The 26,374-nt window shown below is 73.4% G+C and carries 24 protein-coding genes; 15 read left to right on the forward strand and 9 right to left on the reverse strand.

The window, feature by feature from the left end:
* Positions 1-111 precede the first annotated feature (111 nt).
* On the forward strand, positions 112-1,221 hold the full coding sequence (locus tag ABZ567_RS18225) for an acyl-CoA desaturase (protein WP_360790666.1): 1,110 nt from the start codon (positions 112-114) through the stop codon (positions 1,219-1,221).
* Between the two features lie 115 nt (positions 1,222-1,336).
* Here ABZ567_RS18225 and ABZ567_RS18230 read toward each other — a convergent pair whose 3' ends face one another.
* The 6 genes from ABZ567_RS18230 to ABZ567_RS18255 all read right to left on the reverse strand — a co-directional run bounded on the left by ABZ567_RS18230 (position 1,337) and on the right by ABZ567_RS18255 (position 9,993).
* A complete protein-coding gene (locus ABZ567_RS18230; protein WP_360790669.1) occupies positions 1,337-2,353 on the reverse strand; it encodes a hypothetical protein in 1,017 nt (338 codons plus the stop codon).
* A gap of 150 nt (positions 2,354-2,503) precedes the next feature.
* Positions 2,504-5,587, reverse strand: a complete 3,084-nt coding sequence (locus ABZ567_RS18235; RefSeq protein WP_360790671.1) for a hypothetical protein — start codon at positions 5,585-5,587, stop codon at positions 2,504-2,506.
* A gap of 2 nt (positions 5,588-5,589) precedes the next feature.
* Complete coding sequence (locus tag ABZ567_RS18240) at positions 5,590-7,422, reverse strand: HSP90 family protein (protein WP_360790673.1); 1,833 nt, start codon at positions 7,420-7,422, stop codon at positions 5,590-5,592.
* A 138-nt stretch (positions 7,423-7,560) separates the two neighbouring features.
* Complete coding sequence (locus ABZ567_RS18245; protein ID WP_360790676.1) at positions 7,561-8,547, reverse strand: hypothetical protein; 987 nt, start codon at positions 8,545-8,547, stop codon at positions 7,561-7,563.
* A 299-nt stretch (positions 8,548-8,846) separates the two neighbouring features.
* Positions 8,847-9,194, reverse strand: coding sequence for a hypothetical protein (locus tag ABZ567_RS18250; protein WP_360790678.1), 348 nt, complete (start codon positions 9,192-9,194; stop codon positions 8,847-8,849).
* A 190-nt stretch (positions 9,195-9,384) separates the two neighbouring features.
* Entirely contained in the window at positions 9,385-9,993 is a 609-nt protein-coding gene (locus ABZ567_RS18255) for a methyltransferase domain-containing protein (protein WP_360790681.1), read from the reverse strand.
* 151 nt (positions 9,994-10,144) lie between these two features.
* Here ABZ567_RS18255 and ABZ567_RS18260 point away from each other — a divergent pair, with 151 nt between their 5' ends.
* From ABZ567_RS18260 to ABZ567_RS18315, 12 genes are all read left to right on the forward strand, one after another.
* Entirely contained in the window at positions 10,145-10,975 is an 831-nt protein-coding gene (locus ABZ567_RS18260; protein ID WP_360790683.1) for an MHYT domain-containing protein, read from the forward strand.
* A 72-nt stretch (positions 10,976-11,047) separates the two neighbouring features.
* The gene (locus tag ABZ567_RS18265; RefSeq protein WP_360790686.1) at positions 11,048-14,134 is read left to right on the forward strand and encodes a nitrate- and nitrite sensing domain-containing protein; all 3,087 of its coding nucleotides are present in this window, start codon (positions 11,048-11,050) and stop codon (positions 14,132-14,134) included.
* The gene (locus tag ABZ567_RS18270) at positions 14,131-14,565 is read left to right on the forward strand and encodes a roadblock/LC7 domain-containing protein (protein WP_360790689.1); all 435 of its coding nucleotides are present in this window, start codon (positions 14,131-14,133) and stop codon (positions 14,563-14,565) included. The genes ABZ567_RS18265 and ABZ567_RS18270 overlap by 4 nt, the downstream gene beginning before the upstream one ends.
* A 14-nt stretch (positions 14,566-14,579) precedes the next feature.
* Entirely contained in the window at positions 14,580-14,996 is a 417-nt protein-coding gene (locus ABZ567_RS18275) for a DUF742 domain-containing protein (RefSeq protein ID WP_360790692.1), read from the forward strand.
* Positions 14,977-15,594, forward strand: coding sequence for an ATP/GTP-binding protein (locus ABZ567_RS18280; protein WP_360790695.1), 618 nt, complete (start codon positions 14,977-14,979; stop codon positions 15,592-15,594). Before ABZ567_RS18275 ends, ABZ567_RS18280 begins: the two co-directional genes overlap by 20 nt.
* A gap of 166 nt (positions 15,595-15,760) precedes the next feature.
* On the forward strand, positions 15,761-16,174 hold the full coding sequence (locus tag ABZ567_RS18285; protein ID WP_360790697.1) for a roadblock/LC7 domain-containing protein: 414 nt from the start codon (positions 15,761-15,763) through the stop codon (positions 16,172-16,174).
* A gap of 172 nt (positions 16,175-16,346) precedes the next feature.
* Positions 16,347-17,555 (forward strand): DUF6397 family protein, encoded by a 1,209-nt coding sequence (locus ABZ567_RS18290; RefSeq protein ID WP_360790699.1) that lies wholly within the window; start codon positions 16,347-16,349, stop codon positions 17,553-17,555.
* Positions 17,556-17,661: 106 nt separating this feature from the next.
* Positions 17,662-19,209, forward strand: a complete 1,548-nt coding sequence (locus ABZ567_RS18295) for an ATP-dependent DNA ligase (RefSeq protein WP_360790703.1) — start codon at positions 17,662-17,664, stop codon at positions 19,207-19,209.
* Between the two features lie 39 nt (positions 19,210-19,248).
* On the forward strand, positions 19,249-19,701 hold the full coding sequence (locus ABZ567_RS18300; RefSeq protein ID WP_360790705.1) for a hypothetical protein: 453 nt from the start codon (positions 19,249-19,251) through the stop codon (positions 19,699-19,701).
* Between the two features lie 193 nt (positions 19,702-19,894).
* Positions 19,895-20,680, forward strand: a complete 786-nt coding sequence (locus ABZ567_RS18305; RefSeq protein ID WP_360790708.1) for a polysaccharide deacetylase family protein — start codon at positions 19,895-19,897, stop codon at positions 20,678-20,680.
* 397 nt (positions 20,681-21,077) lie between these two features.
* Positions 21,078-21,797: a hypothetical protein gene (locus ABZ567_RS18310; protein ID WP_360790711.1), complete on the forward strand. Its 720-nt coding sequence runs from the start codon at positions 21,078-21,080 to the stop codon at positions 21,795-21,797.
* Positions 21,794-22,168 carry a peptidase inhibitor family I36 protein gene (locus ABZ567_RS18315; protein WP_360790715.1) on the forward strand — a complete coding sequence of 125 codons (375 nt, stop codon included), beginning with the start codon at positions 21,794-21,796 and terminating at the stop codon, positions 22,166-22,168. Before ABZ567_RS18310 ends, ABZ567_RS18315 begins: the two co-directional genes overlap by 4 nt.
* 80 nt (positions 22,169-22,248) lie before the next feature.
* On the opposite strand, the gene ABZ567_RS18320 is transcribed toward ABZ567_RS18315, so the two are convergent.
* Positions 22,249-22,698 (reverse strand): peroxiredoxin, encoded by a 450-nt coding sequence (locus tag ABZ567_RS18320; RefSeq protein ID WP_360790718.1) that lies wholly within the window; start codon positions 22,696-22,698, stop codon positions 22,249-22,251.
* 132 nt (positions 22,699-22,830) lie between these two features.
* Complete coding sequence (locus ABZ567_RS18325; RefSeq protein ID WP_360790721.1) at positions 22,831-23,421, reverse strand: PadR family transcriptional regulator; 591 nt, start codon at positions 23,419-23,421, stop codon at positions 22,831-22,833.
* A 147-nt stretch (positions 23,422-23,568) separates the two neighbouring features.
* Between ABZ567_RS18325 and ABZ567_RS18330 the strand changes: the two genes are divergently transcribed.
* Together ABZ567_RS18330 and ABZ567_RS18335 are read left to right on the forward strand one after the other, a co-directional pair.
* Positions 23,569-24,054, forward strand: a complete 486-nt coding sequence (locus tag ABZ567_RS18330; RefSeq protein WP_360790724.1) for an SRPBCC family protein — start codon at positions 23,569-23,571, stop codon at positions 24,052-24,054.
* Between the two features lie 131 nt (positions 24,055-24,185).
* Positions 24,186-24,494, forward strand: a complete 309-nt coding sequence (locus ABZ567_RS18335) for a CU044_2847 family protein (protein WP_360790726.1) — start codon at positions 24,186-24,188, stop codon at positions 24,492-24,494.
* A gap of 37 nt (positions 24,495-24,531) precedes the next feature.
* Here ABZ567_RS18335 and ABZ567_RS18340 read toward each other — a convergent pair whose 3' ends face one another.
* Positions 24,532-26,169, reverse strand: a complete 1,638-nt coding sequence (locus ABZ567_RS18340; RefSeq protein WP_360790729.1) for a PHB depolymerase family esterase — start codon at positions 26,167-26,169, stop codon at positions 24,532-24,534.
* Positions 26,170-26,374 lie beyond the last annotated feature (205 nt).

The raw sequence follows: 26,374 nt of genomic DNA on the forward strand, positions 1-26,374 counted from the left end.
GACCGGGTGGTGACGCCATCGCTCCGGACGATCACGTACCCGTACGTTCGGGGTAGGCGCTCACCGACCGAACCGTCACCGGAGCCCGACCGACAGAAACCGGAGCCCTCCATGGCCCAGGCCACCGTCCTGCCCCCGGCCGCCGCCCCCGCCGCGGCGCCCGCCCGAGCCAGGGGCGGCAGTGAGTTCACCCCGCTCCTGCGGATGGTGAGGGAGCAGGGCCTCCTCGAACACCGCCCCGGCTGGTACGCCCGCGGCATAGCCGTCAACCTCCTCGGCATCGCCGCCGTGGTGGCCGGTCTCGCCCTGACGGGCCCCTCCTGGTGGGCGCTTCCGCTCGCCGTACCGCTCGCACTGCTCTCCGCACGGGCCGCCTTCGTCGGCCACGACGCCGGCCACGCCCAGATCACCGCGAACCGGAGGATCAGCCGGATCATCCAGCTCGTCCACGCCAACCTCCTCCTCGGCATGAGCCGGGAGTGGTGGAACGACAAGCACAACCGCCACCACGCCCACCCCAACCACCTCGACAAGGACCCCGACGTCGCGGCCGACATCCTCGTCTTCGCCGAGCACCAGACGGCGGGCCGCACGGGTCTGCGCGGATTCCTCACCCGTCACCAGGCCTGGCTGTTCTTCCCGCTGACCACCCTGGAAGGCATCGCGCTCAAGGTGTACGGGGTCCAGGCCCTGCTGGCCAAGGACGGTCCCTGCCGCACCCGGCGCGAACGGCTGGTCGAAGGCGCGCTGCTCCTCGCCCACTTCGCCGGCTACACGGCCCTGCTGCTCGCCTTCCTCACCCCCGCGCAGGCCCTGGTGTTCGCCCTCGTCCATCAGATGGTGTTCGGCGTACACCTGGGCATGGCGTTCGCCCCGAACCACAAGGGCATGGAGCGGCCGGACGAGCACGTCGACGGCGACAGCTGGGGCCATCTGCGGCGCCAGGTGCTCACCTCGCGCAACATCCGGGGCGGCGCGCTGACCGACTGGTTCCTCGGCGGGCTCAACTACCAGGTCGAGCACCACCTCTTCCCCAGCATGCCGCGACCCCATCTGCGCCTCGCCCAGGCCGCCGTCCGGTCCCACTGCGCCGCCCTGGGCGTGCCGTACACCGAGACCGGCTTCGTCGACTCGTACCGACAGGCCCTCGGCCACCTGCACGAGGTGGGCACGCCGCTGCGCTCCGAGTGGGCCGAGCAGGGCCGGAACGACCACGCGTGAAGTGATGCCCGGGGTGCCGGTCGCCCAGGACCTGACCCGGCCCGGGGGTCCGCACCGCCCGCTCGGAAGGGCCTGGGGTCGGGGGCCCGGGAGGTCGGACAGACGGTTCAGGCGGTCAGGACGGGCGTACGGCCATCGCGTCGAGCCCTTCGAGGAGCGCGGGCAGCCGCGCGCCCCGCGCCACCGGCAGCACCTCGCCCGGCAGCTCGTCGAGCAGGACGAAGGCCATGTCGTCCGCCCGGGCCACGAGCGACCATCCTGGGCCGTCCGCGCGCAGCGTACGCACGCCTCCTTCCGCACCGGCCACGGACCGCACCCGACCGACCGGCGGCGGCTCCACGAGGTAGCGCCGGAGGTCGTCGAGCGCCCTCCGGACGCCGTCGTACGGGTCACGGACCGCCCCGCTCCCCGGCGCCAAGGACGCACCCTCGGCCTGGCCGCGATCCACGCTCCCGCCGGTGCCGGGAGCCGTGCCCGCACTCACGCCGGGAGCCACGCTCTCGCCGGTGTCGGGAGCCACGCGCGCGTAGGTGTCGAGGGCGGGATCCGTGCTGGTGCTGGTGCCGGTGCCGGTGACGGGCTCCGCGGCGCCGACCGGGCCCGTCGGTTGTTCCCCGGGCGCTGGAACGTCGCTCACCTGGGCCCGCCACGTCGCCCACTGGAGGGCCACCTCGTCGGCACCGAGGCGGCGCTGGGCCGGACCCCACTCGTCGCCGGACGGCGGCACGAGCGGAGCGGGATCGCCCTCCTCCGGCTCGGGATCGTGCGGCGCCGCCACTCCCGGCGCCCGGGTCACCACGGCGAGCGGCCAACCCGGCAGCCCCGCCACCACCGTGTGCTCGGCGGGCGACAGGTCGTAGGCCATGCCGCAGTCCCAGGAGGAGATGGCCACCGCGACGAGCGACACGTCGTCGACGACGACCGTCCAGCGCGCCCCGAGCCCGTCCTGGCCGAACACGAGCCCGTACCCCTCGGCGTACGGTTCGAGGCCGAGCGCCGCGCAGGCCGCCGGATAGTCGTCACCGAGCACGCTCGGGAACCGCGCCGGTGTGAGCAGTGCCGCTGTGAGCACGAACAGCGCGTCGGCGTCGCCGACGGCCTCGGCGTCCGCGCTCGGGTCCGTCCCAGCCACGCTTGCCTCCCCATCCGGTTGTCGGCGCACCTTAACCAGTGAGGAGGGAGACATGTCCATAGTCCGGCGCCGTGACCTGCGTCGCCGTGCACCCTGCCCTGCCGCCGGCGGGGGAGCGTGCACGGCGACGCAGGCGCCGAGGGGGCGTCGTCACTCGTCGCGCAGCCTGGCCGCCAGCGCGGTCAGCGGCTCGGTCACCTCGGTGTGGCCCAGGGCCGTCAGGTGGGAGATCGCCGCGTCGATGCGGGACAGGGCGGGGGCGAGACGTTCCAGATAGATGCCCTCCACGACACCCGCGAGCCGGACGCACTCGGCCCACTCACCGGCGCGGTCGTCCTCGGGGCCCGGCTCGCCGAGCAGGGCGAGGCCCTTCTCCAGGGCGGCGAGGGAGTCCTCGTGTTCGCCCGCGAGGGCGTTCACCCGCCCGTGTTCGTAGGCGAGGGCGGTGTCCAGGGAGCGGCCACGGGCCTCGTACGCGGCGGCGCGGGCCTCGTCGGCGACCTTGCCGGCGTCGGCGAGGAAGACGAGGGCGCCCGTCAGACCGTCGGCGCCCTGCTGCTGGCACTGGAGGCGGGCCAGTTCGCGCAGGCAGTTGCTGAGCTGCTCGTAGCGCGGAGCCCGGGCGTGGGCGGCGAGTGCCTGGTCCACGGCCCCGCGGGCCCGGCCGAAGTCACCGGACTCGCCGAGGAGCGTGGCCGTCTCGGCGGCGATCATGGCGTGGCTACCCGGGTCGTCGTCCCACCCGGCCGACTCGGCCGCGAGGGCGACGAACTCCGCCGTGGCGGCCTTGAGGTCCTCCCCGGCGTGCAGCGCGCGGGCGCGGGTCAGACGCAGCTGGGCGACGAGCCGGTCGTCCAGCTCACCCGCGACCACGTCCGGTTCGGCCAGGAGGGAGTCGAGCAGCGCGATGCAGTCCTCGACCCGGCCCAGGTCCAGGCTGAGCTGGGCCGCGTTGCTGTAGGCGCAGAACGCGTCCACCCGGTTGCCGCGCCGCAGCCCCAGCTCGGCGGAGCGCGTCAGATGACGCAGCGCTTCGTCCGGGCGGCCCAGGTGCATGCAGGCCTCGGCAAGGTCGCCGTGGAGGCGGGGGGTGTCGACCGCGTCGACCGGCCAGTCGGCGGCCAGGCGTACCCCCTCGGACAGGTCCGCGTACGCGGCCTCGGCGTCCCGCAGGCCGAGCTGGAGCCGACCGCGCAGCCCGAGCGTGCGGGGCAGGTGCCAGGCGGGGCCGTGCGTCCTGAGCCGGTCGAGCAGGGCGTCGATCTCGGTGACCGCGCCGGTCAGGTCGCCGGACATGGCGTGGGCGCTGGCCCGCACCAGCAGGGCGTTCGACACCTGCCCGACGAGGTCGTACCGGGTGGCGAAAGCGTGGAGCAGGTCCGCCTCGGCGAAGACCGGAGCGACGTGCTCCTCGCTCCCCGACGTCTGGAGGCGCAGGCCGAGCGCGGAGGCCCGGATGCGCAGCAGTCGAGCCTCCTGGTGCGGGGCGAGCCCGGCCGTCTCCTCGTGCAGACGGACGATGGCCTCGTAGGCGCTGGTGAACGCGCCGGCCTTCACCGCGGGTCCGTGGGTCTCCGCCGCGGGATCGTGCGCGTCTTCGGCGCCGCCCTCCTCCTCGCGTCCGTGGCCGCCTTCCGCACCGGCCTTCGCCTCGGGTCCGTCGCCACCCGTCTCCGCCCCGGCGCCGGCGGCGCCTTCCGCGCCGGCCTTCGCCTCGGGTCCGCCGGCGTCCTCCGCCGCGATCTCGGCGGCGGTCAGCAGGGCGGCGGCGCGCTCGACCACCGCGTCCCCAGGCTCCTCGGCGTCCTCGTACAGGCCCGCGGCCTCCTCGTACAGGCCGACGGCGACATCGCGCTCGTCGTCGCCCAACCGCATCGCCTCGTCGGCCAGCAGATCGGCGCGCAGCCGTACGAGCGGGCCGACGGCCGGGTCGTCGGGGTGGACGTAGTCGCGGGCGCCGGCGAGGACGCGCAGGCGCGCCCAGCAGGCCTGCGCGTCCGGATGCCCCTGCGCGTCCAGGGCCCTGGCCCGGAGGATGAGTTCGGACAGCGTCTCGGGCTCGGCGGCGGCCGTGCGCGCTGCGGGCGCGGCGACCGGGACGGCCGGGGCCACGTCGTCGAGACCGCGGCTGCGCAGCGTCAGTTCCAGGGCGTCCAGGAGCGGGGCACGGTCGAGGCGGACGTGGCGACGGTCGGCGTGGGCCGTGGTTCCGTTCCGCGCGTCGAAGCGGGCGGCGAGGTCGTCGGCGCGGTTCCCCACCTCGGCGCGCAGGCCGGCCACCGTCCAGGTGCGGCCCGCGTAGCCGGCGGCGGGCAGTTCGCCGTGGCCGAGGAGCTCGACCCGCCGCAGGAGCACTTCGACGCCGGTGAGGAAGTCGAGCTGGTCCAGCGGGGAGTCCACCTCGTCGAACAGGTTCCGGTTCTCCGCCAGCAGCTCCAGGCCACGGGCCTCGTTACCGGTGAGCGCGCAGAACTCCAGGTGCCGGCCCACCTCTCCGGACATCGAGGGGTTGCGGCGGCAGGCACGGTAGCCGGCGAGGTGCAGCTCGCGCGCCTGGTCGGTGCTTCCCGCACGCAGCAGGGGCAGCAGCGCGTACGAGACGGAGCGGGCCGGCTCCTCCTGGCAGGACTCCTTGCCGGCCAGCACGGGCTCCCAGGCGCGCAGCGCCCGCTCGTCGTCGCCCGCCGCGAGGTGGTGGAGGGCGCGCTCGCAGGTCTCGCAGGCCTCGCAGTCGCTCAGCCGGGTGCGGGCGCGGCCCGCCCACAGTTCGTAGGCGGCGGTCGAGTCCTCACCCCGGTGGGCGGCGAGCTGGTACTCCTGTCCGTAGTAGGGCTGGAGGCCGAGGCCGGCCTTCTCGTACCGCTCGCGCATCTCGGTGAGCCACTGGCGCAGGCTGGTCAGCGGAATCTCGGGCAGCGCGCGCAGAGCGTTGGCCACCCACTTGAACCGCCAGAACAGCTGGTGGCGCAGCCGCTCGTCGAAGACGTCGGGCTGCTCGTCGAAGAGGGTGAGCAGCCGGGCGAAGACGACGGGGGACTTCCGGGGCTCGGAGCCGTAGGTGTACGCCTCCTGGAGCTCGAACAGCGCCCGCGCGAGCGGTACGGGCTCTCCGAACTGCTCGGCGGCCTCGACCAGTTCCTCGGCGGTGACGGTGCGGGTACGACCGTAGGGCCGCTGGTGGTTCTCCTGGAGCGCCTGGTACAGCTCGTCGGTGGTCTGGGGTGCGGTCGGCATCGTCAGCTGTCCTTGCGGAGGGCGTGGGCGAGAAGGTCGAGGAAGGAACGGTTGATGAGGCTCGACTCGGAGGGCCTGAGCGGGCGCCGGGACAGCAGCGCGGCCTGCCCGTAGAGGGCTTCGGCGCTGGTACGGGCCAGCTCGGGCTCGTCGATGGCGACAGCGGTACGGACCAGCGGGTTGAGCTGATTGAGGATCAGCTGGGCCCGCGGGGCCTCCTGGCGCAGGGCGCCGAGGATGTCGCCCCACAGGCCGCCCTCCTGCTCGCGGGCGAGCTGGGAGCGGGTGCGCTCGTGCCGGGCCTCGCGGCTGTCGATGAGGAGGGCGGGGGCGGAGGCGGGCTGGAAGGTCCGCAGCGCGACGTCGCAGTCGAAGACGGCGAGGGCGTCGCGCGCACGGGCGAGGTAGGCCGCCGCGGCCAGTTCCGTCTCCCGGTCGACGGGGTCCAGATGGGCGGTGAGGGTCGCCGGGTCGAGGTCGGCGACGCTGACCTCGTGGCGGATCTCGGGCAGCCGGTGGACCAGCTCGCGGTCGTAGGTGTAGCCGCCGTTGACGACGCCGAGCCCGGCGGCCGAGGCGATCGCCGCGACCTGCCGGAACTCTTCCACGCTCGACGTCACGAGCACCGTGCGGTGGGTGCGCGCGAACTCGTCCAGGGTGGTGTGCCCGTCGGTGGTCTCGAACGGCAGCCAGGGCAGCAGCATCCGCAGGATCTCGTCGTCGTGCACCGCGAGCGACTTCACGGCCAGGTGGTGGGTCTGGAGGAAGCGGGCGAGCAGGTCGGGGTCGCTCGCGGCGGCCCTGGCGATCCATGCGCGCAGCCTCTCGGCGAGGGCGTCGCGGACGGCGGCGAGGGTGTCGTCCTCGTACAGGGACTCGCGGGACGCCGTCGGACGCAGGCTCTCGGCGTCGACGACGCAGCGGACGAAGAACGCCCACTCGGGCAGGATCTCCTCGGCCTGCTCGGACAGCAGCATGCCCTTGACGTGCACGCGGTGACCGTGGCGGCGCCCGGCCGGCACCGCCTCCGGCAGCACGCACGCGATGCCCTTCAGGCCTACGGCCGGCAGGTCCAGCTCGATGGTGTCCAGCGGTGTGAACCCGAAGACCTCCTCGCCGTACGCGGCGAGCGCCCGCGCGCGGGACCCCGGCGTGGGGTACGTACGGGTCCAGGGCGCCTGCTCGGGGTTGACGGGCGCGCCCGGGCCGCCCGTGCCGTCGTCGAAGGTGACCGGGTGCCGCAGCAGCGAACCGAAGTGCTTGGCCAGCGCGCGCACCCGCGCCGGCCGGGTCCACTCGCCCGCGTCGGCGCGCGGCGTCAGCGTGACGGTGGTGCCGGGCCGGGGGCGGGTGGAAGCGGGCAGGGTACGGACGGTGTAGCTGCCGTCGCCTCGCCCCCGCCACTCCACTGCGGGCGCGTCGGGGGTGCGGGCGGAGCGGCTCAGGACGTGGATCTCGTCCGCGACCAGGAAGCAGGAGAGCAGACCGATGCCGAACTGACCGATGAAGTCGCCGCGTTGCTCGGCGATCCGATCAGCGCGCTTGCTGCTGCGGCCGATGGTGGCGAGGAAGGTGTGCACATCGGCCTCGGTGAGACCGACGCCGTCGTCCTCTACGCGTACCACCGAGCCGTCCGCGTACAGACGGATGCCGAAGGCGTCGGCGGGGGCGCCCGGTTCGAGGCCGTGCCGGGCGGTCAGCGCGTCCACCGCGTTCTGCAGGAGTTCGCGCAGGTAGACGCGGGGGCTGGAGTAGAGGTGGTGGGAGAGGAGGTCGACGAGGCCGCGCAGATCCACCTGGAAGGTGCGGTCGGCGGAGGAGTCGGGCAGAGTCATCGGGCAGTCCGGGGTGGGAGGGGCGGCGGGGCGCGGGCGGGTACGGGGGTGGGCGCGGACGGGTCCGGCGGGTGCGGAGTCGGGTCCGCGCGTCCGGGTCGGTCCGGGGGGCGGGCGGGTGCGCGGTCGGCGTCGCGCTCAGGAGCGGCGCTGGCGGCGGGCGAACTCCTTCTCGGGCTCCGCGAAGTAGGTCCACGGCCACGTGGTGTAGGCGCCGTCGAGCGCCTGGAAGACCCGACGGACCGTATGCCGCTCACCCGCCAGTGACAGGGCCATGGCGAACATGTTGAAGTCGTGCTGCCAGCCCGGGAGTCGCAGGTGCCCGGGGTGGAGGATGCTGTGATCGGCCGCGTCCCGCAGCTCGGCCTGGATCGCCGGGTCCACGAGACAGTCCGCCTGATCCGACTCGACCCAGTCCTCGATGTGTGCCATGGCGATCACACAGCCGAGCCGGTGCCCCCGCGGGGCGCGGGCGAGCGCGTCACGGGCGAACGCCATGGCCTGACCGGGTTCGCCGCCCCAACGGGGTTGCAACTGCGACAGCCACTCGAGGTGGGTCTCCAGGTCCAGCGGGTCGCGGCGCAGGGCGGCGTCGCGCCGGGTCTCGTTGACCGCGGCGCCCAGGGACATGCCGCGGCCGGAGGTGAGCAGGCGACGCCACGGAGTGATCCACTCCGGCCGCAACTCGGCGGCCTCCAGCAACTGTTCCTCGGCGAGGTCGAGCCGCTCGTGGAAGATCCGCCACTGCTCCTGCGTGACGTCCACGGCACGCGCCGCGGTGCGTGCCTCCCAGCCCCACGTGATGTGGCGCGCGCCGGATATCAGCAGGGCGGTCGCACGGTGCTCCTTGTCCTCGGCGACGGCCCGGCCGATCCAGTCCTGCACGCCGTCCAGATCGGCGAGCTCGCCCAGGACCTGGTGGTCACGGCCGAGGTCGAAGGGGGTGAGCGCCGCCTTCACCGCTTCCCAGTCACCCGCGTCGGCCGCCTCCACCAGCGCGAGCACCCGCGTGTCCCCGAGTGCGCGCAGGGTGTACGTACCGTTCCTGTGCCTGCGGGTGACGCGAAGGGCGTGCGGATCCGCCGCCGATGCGTCCGCACCCCTGCCGAACAACTTGCCGAACATCGCCGCGCCCTCCCCAGGCCCCGTGTATGAGTCCGGTGCAGCATAAGCGGGGGCACTGACACCGCTTCCACCGGGTTTTCACGGCGGCTTCACACGACGTGACCTGTGACGGGATGTCTCTCAGCGGCCGGTGAAAGGCCGATGGCGACTGGCTGGAGCGAAGCCGAAGCCGAAGCCGAAGCCAGGGCCCCAGAGGAAGCCAGAACCCAAGCCGAAGCGGGAGCCAGACCCCAAGTGGGAGCCAGAGCCCAAGCCGAAGCGGGAGCCAGAGCCGGAACCCAAGCCGGTGACGCCGGCTCTCAAGGGGCGTCACCCCCCGATGCCCCCGGCCGACTCGCCCGCTCGCTCCGGAGACCGAGCAGCGACCGCGCCACGGAGTTCGGCGACTCGTTCCGCTCCCGGGCCAGGGTGAGGAGGGCCCGGCATGCCAGTTCGTTGACGCCGAACGTCAGCATCCCGGGGGAGACCCGTCCCGCGGCCTCCTCCGCCCTGGCCGCGTCGTCCTCGGCGCACGCGGCCACGTAGTCCGCCGCCGCCTCGAAGAGGTTGTGCCCGTGCTGGGGGCGTGGGGGCGACGGTGCGGTCGTCTCGGACGCCCTCCGGGCGGAGGGGAGGAGCCTGCGCAGTCTTTCCTGTATCCGTGCCACGCCGCACCGCCTTTCCCGGGCACACTGCCCGGTACATCCACCGTAGAGAGTGAAGTGCCGCGACAGAAGGGTGCGTTGACGGTGGAAGTCACCAAGCCGCACGGGTGTGATCGGCCCCGGACCGCGGACCGGGCGCCCACCTGCACTCGGTCCGCTCGTCCTCCGCACGGCCTCGTGCGGCCCCCAGGTCTCAGCTCTCGCGCACGGCCATGGCCAGATAGCGCGTGTCCTCGTCGACGTAGCTGACGAGTCGCCAGCCGGCTTCCGCGAGCACGGCGCGCAGCCGGGGTTCGGCGCGCAGGTCGTCCGGCGTGATCCGGCGGCCGTGGCGGGCGGCGAGGGCGGCCCGGCCGATCGGGTGGAAGAGTGCGAGCCGGCCGCCTGGCCGTACGACACGGGCGAGTTCCCGCAGGTCGGCGGCCGGTTCCGCGAGATGGGAGATGAGCCCGGCCCCGAAGACGGCGTCGAGCGCGCCGTCGCGTACCGGCAGGCGGCCGACGTCCGCGAGTAGCAGCGTCGCGGTACCCCCCTTTCCGTCCCGCCCTGACCGGACGGCCTCTTCGAGCATCTCGGGAGTGAGGTCGGCGCCGAGTACGGTGCCGGAGGGGCCGACGGCGGCGCGGAGCGGCGGGAGGGCCCGCCCGGTGCCGCAGCCCGCGTCGAGGACGGCGTCGCCCGGACGCAGGCCGATCTCGGCCACCGCCGCCGCGTACGCGGGGCCGTCGTCGGGGAACCGGCGGTCCCAGTCGGCGGCACGGGCGCCGAAGAACTCTCGGACGTGTGTGGGGTCATCGCTCATGCGCTCATGATTCCGTACCCGACGGGGTGGACGTTCTGTGTGCACGTTCGAGCCCGGCGCGATCGTTCGGGACCATCTCTCTGTCATATTCCATCAGCTTTCGAAATGCGCCCCTGGTGCGCCCCCCCATGCGCACTAGCGTCCCTGAGCCATGGGACACCTGGACCACGCCACCTTCGGCTGGCTGACACCTGCACTGTCGTACGCGATGGCCTGCGTCGGCGCCGCCCTCGGGCTGCGCTGCACGGTACGAGCGCTCGACGCGACCGGTCGCTCGCGACGGAACTGGCTGCTCACCGCCGCCTCCGCCCTCGGCACCGGCATCTGGACGATGCACTTCGTGGCGATGCTCGGCTTCGGCGTGACCGGCACCGACATCCGCTACGACGTTCCGCTCACCATCCTCAGCCTCGTCATCGCCATGGCCGTCGTCGGCGTCGGCGTGTTCGTCGTCGGATACGGCCGTGACAGGGTCCGATCGCTCCTGATCGGCGGGCTGACCACAGGCGTCGGCGTGGCGAGCATGCACTACATGGGCATGGCCGCCCTCCGGCTCCACGGCGAAGTCCGGTACGACCCCGTACTCGTCGGGCTCTCGGTCCTCATCGCCGTCGTCGCCGCGACAGCGGCCCTGTGGGCGGCCCTCCACATCCACTCGCCCGCCGCCGTGGCCATCGCGTCGCTCGTGATGGGCGCGGCCGTCAGCAGCATGCACTACACAGGCATGCTCGCCGTCCGGGTGGACGTGGTCCCCTCCGCCGCGACCCTGCCGGGCGCCACGGTCATGCAGTTCATCTTCCCGCTCGCGGTCGGCCTCGGTTCGTACCTCTTCATCACCTCCGCCTTCGTCGCCCTCTCCCCGACGGCCGAGGAGCGGGCCGCGTACGCCTCCGCGGGGCGCTTCACCGAGCCCGACGAGCATGCCGTCGACGTCGCCCCGCCCGGCTTCCGCACGGCACAGCCTGCCCGCACGCCCCACTGACCGCCGCCCCTCCTGCCCCATCCCTCCCCAGGGACCCACCGCACCAGACAGCCCAGCCGGAACGAGGAGGCCATGCGAACTCCCCGCAAGACCAAGGACGCCGAGGCGACGGCGCCGCCGACGGGGGCCGCGCGCGGGCGGCGCGCGCACGCCGGGCCGCCCGCCGACGAGCCGCGGGAGTCCGCTCCCCAGACCTTCGCCGCCGCCGGACACGCGATCGCCGCCGAGGTACCCCCGACCTCTCCCGCCCCCGCCCCGCGCCGGCTCCGCCCCGAGCGTCGCGGCCTACGGCCCCGCACCGTCCGCGCCAAGATCGTCTCGCTGCTCATGGTCCCGGTCGTCTCGCTCCTCGCGCTGTGGGGATTCGCCACCGTCACCACCGCCCAGGACGTCGCCCGGCTCCGCCAGCTCCAACGCGTCGACGCGGAGATCCGTGAACCCGTGACGGCCGCCCTCACCGCCCTCCAGGCCGAACGGCGCGCCGCCGTACGGCAGGTCGCCGCCCCCGGCGCCGGCAGGGCCGCCGAACTCAAGGACCGGATACGCCGCACGGACGAGGTCGTCGACCGGCTCCGCCTGGACGACACGCACACCGTCGGCGACACCGGGGACCTGCCCGGCGACGTCGGCGAGCGGGTGGGCACGTTCGTCGGCAAGGTCGAGGGCCTCGCCCGGCTCCGTACCGCCGCCACCGACGGGCGGGCCGACTGGGACCAGGTGTACGAGGAGTACACGGCAGCCGTCTCCGCCGCCTTCGCGGTCGGCGGCGCCCTCACCGGCATCCAGGACACCCAGCAGGGGTCCGACGCGCGCGTACTCCTGGAATTCGGCCGGGCCGGGGAGATGCTGTCCCGCGAGGACGCCCTCCTCGCCTCCGCCCACCTCGGCGGCCGCTTCACGGAGGACCGGCTCCGCGCCTTCTCCGGCGCCGTCGAGACCCGACGCACCCTCACCGCCTCGGCCACCGCCGACCTGTTCGCCTCCGCACGCGCCGCGTGGACCCGGCTCACCGCGAGCGAGGACCACACCCGGCTCACCCGGGCGGAGGACCGGATCCGGACCGCGACCCCCGGCCGTGAGGCCGCCCAGACGGTCACATCCGCCGACTGGGACGACACCCTCGCCGCCGTACGGAGCGCACTCACGGCGATCGAGACCGACGCGCGGGCCGTGGCGGCCGACCGGGCCGACCCCTTCGCGGGCGGTGCCCTCAGCGCGGGCGGCGCGGCGGTCGTCCTCGGCCTCGCGGCCGTCGCCGCCTCGCTGGTCATCTCGGTGCGGATCGGTCGCGGGCTCGTCGTCGAACTCGTCAGCCTCCGCAACACCGCCCTCGGCATCGCACGCGGCAAACTCCCCGCCGCCATGCGCCGACTGCGCGCCGGAGAGGAGCTCGACATCCGGGCGGAGACACCACCGGGACCCGTCTCCCAGGACGAGATCGGCCAGGTCGGCGAAGCCCTCACGACCGTCCACCGCGCGGCCCTCTCCGCCGCGGTCGAACGCGCCGAACTCGCCAGCGGCATCTCCGGGGTCTTCGTCAACCTCGCCCGGCGCAGCCAGGTCCTCGTCCACCGCCAGCTCAACCTCCTGGACAGCATGGAGCGACGGGCCGACGACCCCAACGAACTCGGCGACCTCTTCCGGCTCGACCACCTCACCACCCGGATGCGGCGCCACGCCGAGAGCCTCATCATCCTCTCGGGCGCCGCACCGGGCCGTGCCTGGCGCATGCCCGTCCCCCTCACCAACGTCGTCCGCGCCGCCGTCTCCGAAATCGAGGACTACGCGCGCGTGGAGGTGCGCCGGCTCCCCGAGACGGCCGTCGTCGGCGGCGCCGTCGCCGACCTCACCCATCTCCTGGCCGAACTCATAGAGAACGCGGCCCAGTTCTCCCCGCCCCACACCAAGGTGCGCGTCAGCGGTGAACCCGTCGGCAACGGATACGCCCTGGAGATCGAGGACCGGGGACTCGGCATGGGAAAGGAGACCCTCGCCGGGGCCAACGCCCGCATCGCCCAGTCCGAGGCCCTCGACCTCTTCGACAGCGACCGGCTCGGCCTCTTCGTGGTCAGCCGGCTCTCCTCCCGCCATGACATCAAGGTCCAGCTACGGACCTCCCCGTACGGTGGCACGACCGCCGTCGTGCTCCTCCCGACGGACCTGCTCCAGGGCGCGCTGCCACCCGGCCGGGGCACCCCGGCGCCCGGCCCGGCCCCTCTCGGACACCCGCACGCGCGCGACGCCCGTACGCCCGCCGACGGGGCAGCCCCGCACACCGACGACGGCGGGACCACCGTCGCGGGGACGCGCGGCGCCCCCGAACACGGCGGCGCCGACCTGCCCGGCGCCGACCGGCGTACGGACGAGTCGCGTGCCGCACGCGAGCGCGAGGAGGAGCACCGCGCCGAGGCGCGCCGCTTCGGCCGCCCCCCGATGGCCCGCGCCCAGGCCACCCGCACCCCGGGACAGGCCGACCCGCCCATGCCCGCCCACTCTCCGACCGCGAGCGCCGCCGACCGAGAGCCCGTCCCGGGACCCGGCCGGACCGCCCCGCGACCGCCCGCCGGCCCCCGGCCCGTGAACCCGCCCCCGGAGACGGGCGGCCCCCGTCCTCCGGACGCGCCCCAGGCCCCGCCGTCCGCACGACCGGGACCGCAGCCGTTCCCACGCCCGACCGCCGTCCCCGCACTCGCCGCGCCGCCGGAGTCCGGGCATCCGCCCGCCGGGGTCACGGAGCTGCGCCGCCGCGGCTCCGGACCGCGGCCGACACGGGAACAGCCGTCCGGCCCGCCTCCCGGGCAGGGCGAACCCGAGGCCGAACTTCCCCGTCGCGTACGGCAGGCGAGCCTCGTCCCGCAGCTGCGCGAGGCACCCGCCCCCGCACCGGCCTTCGTACCGTCCGCGCCCGACGCGGACACCCGCACCCCGGAGCGGGTACGGGACCGGATGACGGCCTACCGGGACGGCTGGCAGCGCGGCGGCGGCGCCGCCCCCGGCAGGCGCCCGCTCGGCACCGGCGTCGACGGCGACCCCATCGCGGGCCCCGCCACCCGGCCGCGTACGGACCCCCACGCGGAGTTCGGCAATGCAACCGGCCACGACCTCCGCCATGGCACGACACCCCCCGACGACCCCCGTACCGAAGGAGACCACGCATGATCGACCACGAGAGGATCTCCCCCCACCGGTCCGGCGAGCTCGACTGGCTCCTCGACGACCTCGTCATGCGGGTCCGGGAGGTCCGCCACACCGTGGTGCTCTCCAACGACGGACTCGCCGTGGGCGCCTCCAGCGGACTCAGCCGTGAGGACGCCGAGCACCTGGCGGCCATCGCCTCCGGCTTCCACAGCCTCGCGAAGGGCGCCGGACGCCAGTTCCACACCGGTGGCGTCCGGCAGACCATGGTCGAGATGGACGACGGCTTCCTCTTCGTCGCGGCCGCCGGCGACGGCTCCTGCCTCACCGTCCTCAGCTCCGCGAGCGCCGACATCGGCCTCATCGCCTACGAGATGGCCCGCCTCGTCAAACGCGTCGGGGAGCATCTCCACACCCCGCCGCGGCTCGCGGTGACCCCGCCCGTCGTCGGCTGACCCGGAGTACGACCATGAACGAGGACAGCACCGGCGGCGGCCCGCCCGCGCCGGGCAGTCAGTGGTACGACGCCGACGCCGGACCGCTCGTACGCCCCTACGCGATGACCGGCGGACGCACCAAGCCGGGACCGAGCAACGTGCGGTTCGACCTCATCGCCCTCGTCGTCGTCGACGACGAACCGCCCGGACCGGCCGAGGAGTCGCTCCTCGGCCCCGAGCACCGGTCCCTGCTCGCCCTGTGCCGGGCCGAGACCCAGTCGGTGGCCGAACTCTCCGCCGATGCCGACCTGCCCGTCGGCGTCGTCCGGGTCCTCCTCGGTGACCTCCTCGAATCGGGCTTCGTACGCGTCAGCCGCCCCGTACCGCCCGCGCAGCTCCCCGACGAAAGAATCCTGAGGGAAGTAATCGATGGCCTACGAGCGCTCTGAGAGCACCGACACGGACGATGGGGCGGACACCACCGCCCTCGCCCTGAAGATCCTGATCGCCGGCGGCTTCGGCGTCGGCAAGACCACCCTCGTCGGCGCGGTCAGCGAGATCCGGCCCCTGCGCACCGAGGAACGGCTCAGCCGCGCCGGGGAGTCCGTCGACGACACCGGCGGAATCGACCAGAAGACCACCACGACCGTCGCCATGGACTTCGGCCGTATCACGATCCGCTCCGGGCTCTCCCTCTACCTCTTCGGGACGCCGGGCCAGGACCGGTTCTGGTTCCTGTGGGACGAGCTCTCCCAGGGGGCCCTGGGAGCGGTCGTCCTCGCCGACACGCGACGCCTGGAGGACTGCTTCCCCGCGGTCGACTACTTCGAGCATCGCAAGATCCCCTTCGTGGTCGCCGTCAACTGCTTCACGGGCGCGCGTACGTACGGCGCGGCGGACGTCTGCCGCGCCCTCGACCTGGACCGCGGCACGCCCGTCGTGCTGTGCGACGCGCGCGACCGCGACTCCGGGAAGGAGGTGCTCATCCGTCTCGTCGAGTACGCCGGGCGGATGCACACCGCCCGGCTGCTCGACACCGTCGGCTGAGGCGAGGTCGGGCGGCACGTGCGGGCATGGTGGAGTGCTTGCCCTGTTCACGACAGTGCGTAAGGCTTGCGGGGATACGGCGACACGGCGGACCCCGCCGGCACGGGACCGCAGGACCACGGAAGACCGGCCGACGGGGACGCACCACCTAGGGGGAGGACCACTGATGGCGCTGGACAAGGAACTTGACTGGCTGCTCGACGACCTGACCCAGCGGGTCGGATCCATACGGCACGCGCTGGTGCTGTCGAACGACGGACTGGTCACGGGCGTGAGCAGCGGACTCGCCCGTGAGGACGCCGAGCACCTGGCAGCCGTCTCGTCCGGCCTGCACAGCCTGGCCCGGGGGTCGGGCCGGCACTTCCGGGCGGGCCGGGCGCGGCAGACGATGGTGGAGTTCGACGAGGCGCTGCTCTTCGTGACGGCGGCGGGGGAGGGCAGCTGCTTGTGCGTCCTGAGCGCGGCGGAAGCGGATGTCGGCCAGGTGGCGTACGAGATGACCCTCCTGGTCAACCGCGTCGGCGAACACCTCGGCGTGGCGGCCCGGCAGCCGGGCCTACCGGGCGGCGGCGTGCTCTGACACCCTGAGCGACCCCTGAGCCCTGGGTCGCCGCGTTTCTCCCGGCCTGTTTTCCACAAGGGGTTATCCACAGGCCGTGCGAGGGGCGTCACTCTGCGTTACTTTCCTGTGGGGCGCGGAAGGATCCGCGGCCCGAGAAGACAGGGACGGACGTACGGGGGAGGGCGACGGGATGACGGTGGACGAAAGGGCGCGCACGGTGACACCGGCGCGGGCCGCACAGGAACTGGGGCTGGGGCGCGACGAGTTCCGGCTCGCGGTCCAGCTGGGTCTCGTGAGGACCGTGCCGACCGCAGAGAGCGGCGGAGGCCGGCCGCGGATCGAGCGGGCCGAACTCGACCGGCTCAGGGCAGCGCCGGACTTTCCGACCGGCCTGCGGGATCGGGTGCGCGCGGTCGGTACGCGGGAGGCCGCCGCACTCCTGGAGATCACCCCGGACCGGTTCGGCAGACTGGCCAGGACGGGGCACGTCAGTCCGGTGCGGTTCTCGCTGAACCGGTACCGGGCCGTGGTGTGGACGTACGTCGCGGAGGAGGTCGCCGAGTTCGGCCTCGCCTGCCCGGCGCTGCTCACGGGACGGCTTCCCCCCGACCTTCGTGAACGCCTCGCCGCGCACGAGGACCTGCGGCCCAGGAACTGGCGGGCGCGGCGGCTCTCCGTGCTGCTCCGCACGACGGACGATCCCTGGGCGAGGGCAGCGGCCATCGCCTCGATGCTGGACCCGGTCCAGGTGGCCGAGGTCGTCGACGACCCCTACGAGCGTGCCCACCTCGACCGGCTGCGCCCGCCCCCGCCGCCGGGGATGCCGGCGGCGACGGCGGCACGTGAGATCGCCGAGCGGCTCGTCCGTGCCGACGACCCGGACGAGATCCTCTGGCAGCGGATGAGCCTGGCGATGGCGTTGGACGAGGCGCGGGGCGAACGATCGGCCCCGTATCCCGGCGAGGCCGGCGCCTTCGTGCGGGGCGGGGTGTCAGGGGTGGGAGCCGCCCGCTGGGCCCTCGTACCGCAGGAACCGGTCCCGCCACCGGCATCGACGCGGACACCGACACCTCCTCCGGCAACGGCACCGACGCGGGTCTCGGCACCTCCTCCGGCACCGGCATCGACGCGGGCTTCGACACCTCCTCCGACATCGCCACCGGCGTCTCCTCCGGCACCCACACCGACGCGAGTATCGGCACCTCCGGCACCGTCGGCGACACCGGCACCGACGCAGCTCCCGCCCCCGATCCCGTCCTCGGTTCCGCTCCCGCGTGCGGTGACGGCGGACCGGCCGCCGGGCCGTCCGGCCCGGACCAGGCTTCTCGACCGCCTCCGCCGCAGGAGGCCGGACGCCGGGCGGGCCGGGCGAAGGAGGCGCCCGGTGTCCTGGCCTTGACGCCTACGGATATGAGGACGGTCGTCCCGATCGGCTGCGACCAGTGGCGCGGTGGCGCGGTGGTGTCGGCGTGCGCGGGCCGGAAGTCGTGGGGGAGGATGGGGCCATGCTGCTCGCCCGTGTCGCCGAGGTGTCCCGGGAGGTCACCGCCGCCTCCGCACGTTCGCGCAAGATCGGCCTGCTGGCCGAGCTGTTCGCGGAGGCGGCCCCGGAGGAGAGTCCTCTCGTCATCGCGTATCTGTCCGGCCGGCTCCCCCAGGGGCGGATCGGCGTCGGGTGGAGCGTCCTCAAGGGCGTGGTGCCTCCCGCCGTTCCGCCCGTCGAGAGGCCGGGCCTCACGCTCGGACAGGTCGACGAGGTGATGACGGAGCTGGCGGCGGTCTCCGGAGCCGGCGCACGAGCGGAGCGGACCCGGCTCGTGCACGCCCTGTTCGCTGCCGCCACCCACGACGAACAACAGCTCCTGCTGAGGCTGCTGACGGGGGAGGTGCGCCAGGGGGCCCTCGACGCCATCGCCCTGGAGGGCGTCGCCCTGGCGGCCGCGGTGCCCGCCGTCGAACTGCGGCGCGCCGTGATGCTCGAAGGCGCACTGCCCCCGGTCGCCCAGGCGGTGCTGGCAGAGGGGGCCGCCGCCCTCGACCGGTTCACCCTGCGGGTCGGCAACCCCGTGCAGCCCATGCTGGCGCACACCGCCGCATCCGTGACGGAGGCGATCGCCGCCCTCGGGGCCTGTGTCGTGGAGGAGAAGCTCGACGGCATCCGGATCCAGGTCCATCGGCGCGGGGACGAGGTCCGGGTCCACACCCGTTCGCTCGACGACATCACCGACCGCCTCCCCGAAGTGGTCGCGGCCGCCCGCGCCGTGCCCGCGGACGGGTTCATCCTCGACGGCGAGGTGATCGCCCTCGACCCCGGCACCGGACGCCCCGTGTCCTTCCAGTCCATCGCGGCCCGGGTCGGGTCCCGCACCGACGTGGCCGGTGCACAGGCCCTCCTGCCCCTCACACCGGTCTTCTTCGACGTTCTCGCGGTCGACGGCACGGGGCTGATCGACCGCTCGGGCCGCGAGCGGCACCAGGTCCTCGCCGGGCTGCTCCCCGAGTCGCAGCGGGTCCGCCGTGTGCTCGTCACCGACCCGGCCGACCCCGCGCAGGTGGCGGAGGCCGAGCGGTTCTTCGCCGACACACTGGCGCGAGGGCACGAGGGCGCTCTGGTCAAGGCGTTGGACGCGCAGTACGTGGCCGGCCGCAGGGGCCGCACCTGGCTCAAGGTGAAGCCCGTCCACACTCTCGACCTCGTCGTCCTCGCCGCCGAGCGCGGCCACGGACGCAGGACCGGGCTCCTCTCCAACCTCCATCTCGGCGCCCGCGCGGCCGACGGTGGCTTCGTCATGCTCGGCAAGACCTTCAAGGGGCTCACCGACGAGATGCTTCGCTGGCAGACCGAACGGCTCGGTGCGCTCACCGTGGAGGACGACGGGTTCACCGTGCGGGTGCGGCCCGAACTCGTGGTGGAGATCGCCTACGACGGACTCCAGACCTCGACCCGCTACCCGGCCGGGGTCACCCTCCGCTTCGCCCGCGTCGTGCGCCACCGGCCCGACAAGCCGGCCTCGGAGGCCGACACGGTCGAGGAGGTCGTCGGCCGGCACTGAGAGGCCGGTCGGACCTCGCGCGACTCCGTCCCGAGAGGGATGCTGGAGTCGTGGCACGACGAGCGCCGGTACGACGAGCGCGGGTGCCGCGAGCGCCCGGCGGGCGGCGAGGAGATGAGCGACGTGTACGACTTGCACATCGACACCGACGTCACCGTGCAGCTGAACGACTGCGGCCGGGAGGACGCCCAGACCGTCTTCGGCGTCCTCGACGGCGTCTTCGAGCTCGAGGACATGACGGCGCCCGGTCCGCAGGCGGCCACGGGACCCAGCCCCACTGTCTGGACGGCCACGTTCGACACGGCCAAGGGACGGCATCAGGAGGTGCGTCCCACCCCGCTGACCTCCCTGGTCGGGGTCACGCTCACCGGTGGCTACCACGCCGTCGACGAGGTCGAGAAGGTGCTCGCCGCCGGTTTCGACATCCAGTCCCTGCAGTCCGTGTCCGGTGACCAGGAGACCGAGGCCCGACTGCTGCTCGCCTCCCGCTGAGCGGCAGGCGCGAACTCCCCGGACGGAGCGGACGGGCGCCGTCCGGGGTTCGTCTGTGCCCGCTGCCTCGAAGGGCCCCGCCGACTTCCCCGGTATACACCGTGTGTAGAGTGCTTCGGTCGGCCGTGAGTCACGCCCTGACCAGGCGGTATCCGGCCGTATCGAAGACACCGAGGGGAAAGCGGGTTCCACCATGTTCCGATCCAGGCCGGGCCGACGTCGGGGGACGGCCACCGTCCTGCTCGCCGCCGCGTCGCTGATGCTGACGCTCGCGGGCTGCGGAGTCGACACCGTCACCCCGCAGGACGCTCGGGAGGGCGGTGGAGGCGACGGCAAGGCCGGTTCCACGACCCGCCGCGTCGACTGCGCCGCGGTCAAGTGCATCGCGCTGACCTTCGACGCCGGACCGGGCAAGGACACCCCCCGGCTCCTCGACATCCTCAAGGAGAAGCAGGTCCCCGCGACCTTCTTCCTCCTCGGCCGCAAGCACGTCGACCGCTACCCCGAGGTGGTCAAGCGCATCGCCGACGAGGGCCATGAGGTCGCCAACCACACCTGGACCCATCGCATCCTGACCGACCTCGACGAGGCGGGGGTGCGCGACGAGCTGTCCCGCACCCAGGACGCCGTCGAGAAGATCACCGGCCGCAAGCCCACCCTCATGCGCCCGCCGCAGGGCCGTACCGACGGCACGGTGTCCGACGTCAGCAAGGAACTCGGGCTGGCCCAGGTCCTCTGGAGCATCACCGCCAAGGACTACTCCACCACCGACTCGGCGCTCATACGCCGACGCGTCCTCGAACAGGCGCACGGCGACGGAATCATCCTGCTCCACGACATATACGACGGCACGGTCCCGGCCGTCCCGTCGATCATCGACGAGCTGAAGCGGCGAGGCTTCACCTTCGTGACGGTGCCGGAGCTCCTCGCCCCCGGCAGGGCCGAGCCGGGCGCCGTCTACCGTCCCGAGAAGGACTGACAAGACACCCGATAGTGGGTGAGATGCCTCACATGTCCCACTTGGGAATGCTCGGAACGTGGGGGAAAGGTTTATCGTTCATACGTATGTGACGGCGAAGGGGCCCGGTCCCCAAGGTCCCCCCCCTGGAGGTGACCGCCCTTCGTGTCACGGCCAGAGGCCCCGGTTGGAATCCCCCGTCCAACCGGGGCTTTGCCGTTTCCCGCCCGGCTTTGCCGTTCCCGCCTCTCCCGCACGGCACGTCGACGGCGCCCGAGGGGCGCGCACCCCGGCGCGTTCGACCCGTTCGAGTGAGGCCCGGCATGGTGGCCCCACCGCCGGGAAGTGATCGTCCCGAGCCGCCGAGACGACCCCTCGCCGGCCCCTCCGACCAGGGACGATCCAAGGGGGAACCACCGTGCTCGGGACCACCTCGCGCGCCCGCCGTGTGCTGCTGACAGCGTCGGCCGCGCTTCTGCTCTCCGCCTGCGCGACCGTCGGCGCCGAAGCGCCCGCGGATCCCCCCGGAATCCCTTCCGGTACGGCAGCCCAGAACGCGCTCCTCAAGGCCGCCGAGCAGCGACTCGTCGCCGACTGCCTGCAGGACCAGGGGCTGTCCCTCACCTCCTCCCGGCCCCGAGCCCCCGACGCGGACCGGACCTTCCGGGCGGCGCTCTTCGGCGCCGGCCCCCCGGAACTCTCTGTCACCCTCGCCACGGGCGCCACGGTCACCGCCCACCAGGACGGCTGCCTCGCCACCGCCCGCCACCGGCTCTACGGCGACCAGCGCCGCTGGTTCCGGGCCCAGGTCATCGTCGACAACCTCCGCGTCGAAGCCCAGGCCAGGATGAGCGCCGACCCCGACCACCGTGCGGCGCTCGCCCGCTGGACCCGGTGCGTGACCCCGCCCGACCGGCCCCGCCCCGAGCGCCCCGATCCGGCCGTCGCCACCCGCTGTGCCCGCCAAAGCGGACTCGACGAGGTCCGTGCGCGGCTGGAGCCCGCCGAGCTGGCCACGGTGCGCAGCCTGCGCCGCGACGAGCTCACCACGTACAAGCAGTTGCGCGACCGCGCGCTGCGACGGGCAGCCGATCTGCCCGCGCCGACCCACCCGCAGAAAGGCCCCACCCTCTCGTGAAGCGACTTCTCGTCACCACCGCCGCCGCGGCGCTGTTCGCCGCTGCCGCCGGCCTCGCCCTTGCCACCTCCGCGGGCGCCGCCGAATGCCCCAGCGGCGAGTTCTGCGTCTGGCAGGACGCCAACTTCGGCGGCCAGCGCGCCAACTGGAGCGGAGACGACGGATGGTGGGAGAGCTGGATCTCCGACACCGACTCCTCCTGGGCCAACCACGGCATCTCAGGACCCGGCATCAAGGACCACGTCAAGGTCTACGAGAGCGCCTGGCAGGGCGGAAGCGTGACCATCTGTCTCGCCCCGGGACAGGAGGTCGGCTACAGCGGCGCGGCCAATGACCGCGGTGACTCCCACATCTGGTCGACGGGCTGCTGACCCACCCCACCCCGCCCCACCGGCCACGGGGACGGCTCGGCCGGGCGTCGCGCACGCACGGCCAGGCCGGTCCCTCGCCGTCAGGAGTCGCGCAGGGCGGCGAGGGCGCGGTCCGCGTGTGCGCTCATCCGTAGCTCGCTGCGCACGACCTCACGCACCCTGCGGTCCTGGCCGATCACGAACGTGACCCGCTTCGTCGGCGCGAGCGAGAACCCGCGCTTCACACCGAACCGTTCCCGCACGGCGCCGTCCGAATCGGACAGCAGGGGGTATCCGAGGGAGTGCCGCTCGGCGAACTCCTGCTGCCGCTCCACCCCGTCGGAACTTATCCCCACGGGCAGCGCCCCGACGGCCCGGAACTCGGCCGCCAGGTCACGGAAGTGACAGGCCTCGGCGGTGCAGCCCGGGGTCATCGCCGCCGGGTAGAAGAAGAGGACGACCGGCCCTTCGGCCAGGAGTCCGGTCAGGGAGCGCGGGGCGCCCGTCTCGTCCGGAAGGCTGAAGTCCTCGACGAGGTCACCGACGTTCATATCAGGCCCGTCCCCGATCCGTCCCAGTGAGCCGCCGGCGCCTCCGGTGCTCGCGGCCGGTGACGTTACCGCAGAGTAGCTCCGCCGTCACCCCGGGACCACCCGCGGCCCGGGCCCCTGACCGATGGCGCGTCACCCCTGGCGCGCCCCCTCCGGCCGGCCGTTCCGCGCGGCCGCGCGCCGGTCGAGCACGGCCAGGACCTGCTCGCCCCAGCGCAGGTTCTCCTCCTCGAAGAACCTGCCGCGCATCAGGGTGAGGTACGGGCCGATCCGCTCGGCCTCTCCCAGGTACCGCTCCTCGTCCCGGCCGGCGAGCATCCACTCCCGCAGCCGGTCGTAGCGCGCCAGCTTCGCCCGCGAGGCCTCCATCCGCTGGGCCACGAACCCCCGGACAGCCGTCGTGTCCCCCTCGTCGCAGGCCTGCACCTGGACCATCAGCTCGTCACGGACGGCACTGGGGCGCGGCGGCGTCGCCGTGTACGCGGTCAGATCCCGCAGCCCCGGTTCCGTCAGGCTGAACATCCGCTTGTTGGGGCGCCGCTCCTGCTCCACCACACGGGCCGTGATCAGTCCCGCCTCCGCGAGCCGGTCCAGCTCGCGATAGAGCTGCTGCGGGGTGGCGGCCCAGAAGTTGGCCACGGACACGTCGAAGATCTTGGCCAGGTCGTACCCGGATGCCTCGCCCTCCAGGAGGGCCGCGAGGACGGCGTGCTTGAGCGACATCCGGCCACGCTAGCAGCAGGGCGAATAGTTTCTTCCGCACCTATTCAACGCACTGGGCCCCTGCCGTACGGGGGCTCTTCGCTGGCACGTCCACCGGGCCCCTGCCTAGGCTGGACGGAGGGGACGGCAGACCCGAGGGGCAGCGCGATGGACAGCGGCACGTTCGTCTACACCAGCTACATGCGGACCACTCCCGAAGAGCTCTGGAAGGCGCTCACGGACCCGGACCTCACCCGTCGGTACTGGGGCGTGGCCTTCGAGACGGAATGGACCCCCGGCGCGCCCATGGTCTGGCACGAGGGCGGCCGCAGCACGGCCGACCCCCAGCAGGTCGTCCTCGCGGCCGAGCCCGGCCGCCTCCTCTCGTACACCTGGCACACCTTCACCCCGGCCTGGGCGGAGGCGGTGCGCCTCGGACAGGACGTGTACGAGCGTCTCGCCCGGGAGCGCCGGTCCCAGGTGACGTTCGCGATCGAACCCTCAGGCGACACCGTCAAGCTCACGGTCACCCACGGTGAACTGGAGGCCGACGGCCTGATGAAGGACCTGATCGGCGAGGGCTGGCCCGCGCTCATCTCCAGTCTCAAGTCCCTCCTGGAAACGGGCGAGGAGCTTCCGGAACCGCCCCGCTGACGGCGAGGGACATCTGGAACCCTCGTACGGGAGCCGTCGTCCCGTCGGCGGAAGCCGCGCCGCCGCCGACCGTCCTCCGCCCCGGTCGTCTCTGACGGACCGACCACCCCCACCGACCGCCGGGAGCTTCGATGACGGACATCACGCAGGTCGACGTCGGCGACGCGACCCTCTTCGTGGAGGCACGGCGCCTCGGCCCCGACTCGGAACTCGAAGGGCTCGGCGGCCGCCTGCCCGACCTCTCCGCGGTCACCGAGGCCCTCTCCTCCTTCGCCGGGCAGATCGGGGACGCCCTCCACCGGGCGGCGCCGGACCGCGCGACCGTCGAGTTCGGCTGCCAGCTCGGTCTCGACGCCGGCAGACTCACCGCACTGGTCGTGCAGGGAAGCGCGAACGCGAGTCTGCGCGTCACCCTCGAATGGGAGCGGCCGTCCCGCTGAGCGAGTCCGCCGGCCGCAGCCTCTCCTCGCGCCCGGTCTACCGGTACTCGACCGTCAGGGTCACCGGCGTGTCCCGGTTCACGAACAGGTACGCCGTCCCGGCCGGCGCCGACGCGAACCCGAGCCGGAACTGTGTGACCCCGCCCCGGTTCAGCGCCGCGAGCGCCACCGCCGACAGATCCGTCGACACCGCGCTCCCGGAGGTGAACGCCCCGATGCGGGCCGCATCCGCCACCGAGGCCGCCGCGGACCAGTCCGCCGGTTCCACCGCGCATCCCCCGAAGCAGCCCGTGCGCAGGTCGACCTGGAGCCGGTTGCCCGCGGGAGAGGCCCAGGGATCACCGGAGCCTCCGGACCGTGTGACGGTCAGCCACGCCCGGGTAACTTCCTTGCCGGCCGGGATCCGCGAGGTGTCGAAGGAGACGAGCGACCGGTTCACCCTGCCGTCCGTGCCCCGGCCGAGCGCGAGACCGGACACGTCCTCCAGGGTGCCGACCGCCGCCCCCGAGCCGTCCGCCGCCGCCTTGACGTATCCGTCCTCGGCGTCCGTGCTGGACAGGACGGCCCGACCTGACGCGGGCGGCGGCGTCCCCGTGCCGCGCAGGGCCCGCACCATGCCCATGACCGCCTCGATCTGCTTCCCGCCGTGCCGCGCGTAGGCCGTGTCACCGAGGTAGCCCCACCAGTTCCAGCAGCCGTTCGGGTTCTCCAGGGTCGCGGTGGGCGCCGCCTGCGGATACAGCACGATCATGTCGTTGGTGTCGGCGTACTCGTTGAGGTACGCGCCCTCGACGAACCGGGTGCCGAACCCCTGGTACGCGTACCCCTGCTTGCAGCCGTGCAGCGCCACGAGCAGCCGGCAGCGCGCCCCCTCGGCGCAGGACGTCGGCACGTACGCGAAACCCTCCCCGCCCATGGAGATCCCGGCCGCCGAACCGCCCGGCGCATACGTGTTCTGGTCGAAGCGGATCAGTGAGCCGCCCGTGCCCGACCCGGGCGCGGCGACCGAGCCGAGGAGGTGCCCCAGGAGCGTCCCCTCCGCATCGATCCCGCAGTTGTTGAGATACGGACTCTGCGTCACCGTGCAGGAGTTGGGCCCGATCGGAGTGATCCAGGCGTGCCCCGCCGCCGTCGAGCGGTCGTAGCGCACCCGGGCGCCGAAACGACCGTAGTAGTCGGCGAGCGCGTCCACCACGGGCCGTTTGACCGTGGAGTCGCCCGAGCCGCTGAAGACGTACACCGGGTCACCGGCCAGATTCCCCACCGGGTCGACCTGGCCCTGGGCCGAGCGGTCACGGGTGGCCTGCTCCAGGGCAGCGAGCTGAAGGTTCTGTGTCGTGTCCATACAGGCGTTGAGCGCCGTGGCGAGCTGCCCGCGGGCGCAGTCGTACGGCCCCGATGCGAACACCGCCGAGCCCTCGAACGTACCCGAGTACGCCACGTGCAGCTGAGTGGCCATGTAGCCGCCGGACGACACGCCGGCACTGAAGACGGAACCGATGTCGTACGCCGTGAGCGTGCCGGACACGGGCGGGGGAGCGGCGGCCCCGGCGGGGACCGCGGTGGGGATCACGACGGCGGCGGCACACAGCAGCAGGGCCGCGAGCCGGCGTGGCCGACGGAGGCGGTCGGGACGGATGGGATGGTTGGGTCCGTTGGGACGGGATGAGCGCATGTGATCTCCCGGCTGGCTCGTTCCTGATGGAGGGTCGGCCGGGAGGCTACGGCTGGTCCGGAGCCGTACTCCATGGGCGAGGACGCCACAATCCGGCCCACGGGGTATGGCGGCCCATCACCTGGCAGCCGAGGCCGGGCGCACGGGACTGCCGTTCGCCGAGGTGGACCGTCAGCCGTGGACCGTCAGCCGTTCGCCGGCGTTG

It is taken from the genome of Streptomyces sp. NPDC016459, from assembly GCF_040632845.1.
Classification (GTDB): domain Bacteria; phylum Actinomycetota; class Actinomycetes; order Streptomycetales; family Streptomycetaceae; genus Streptomyces.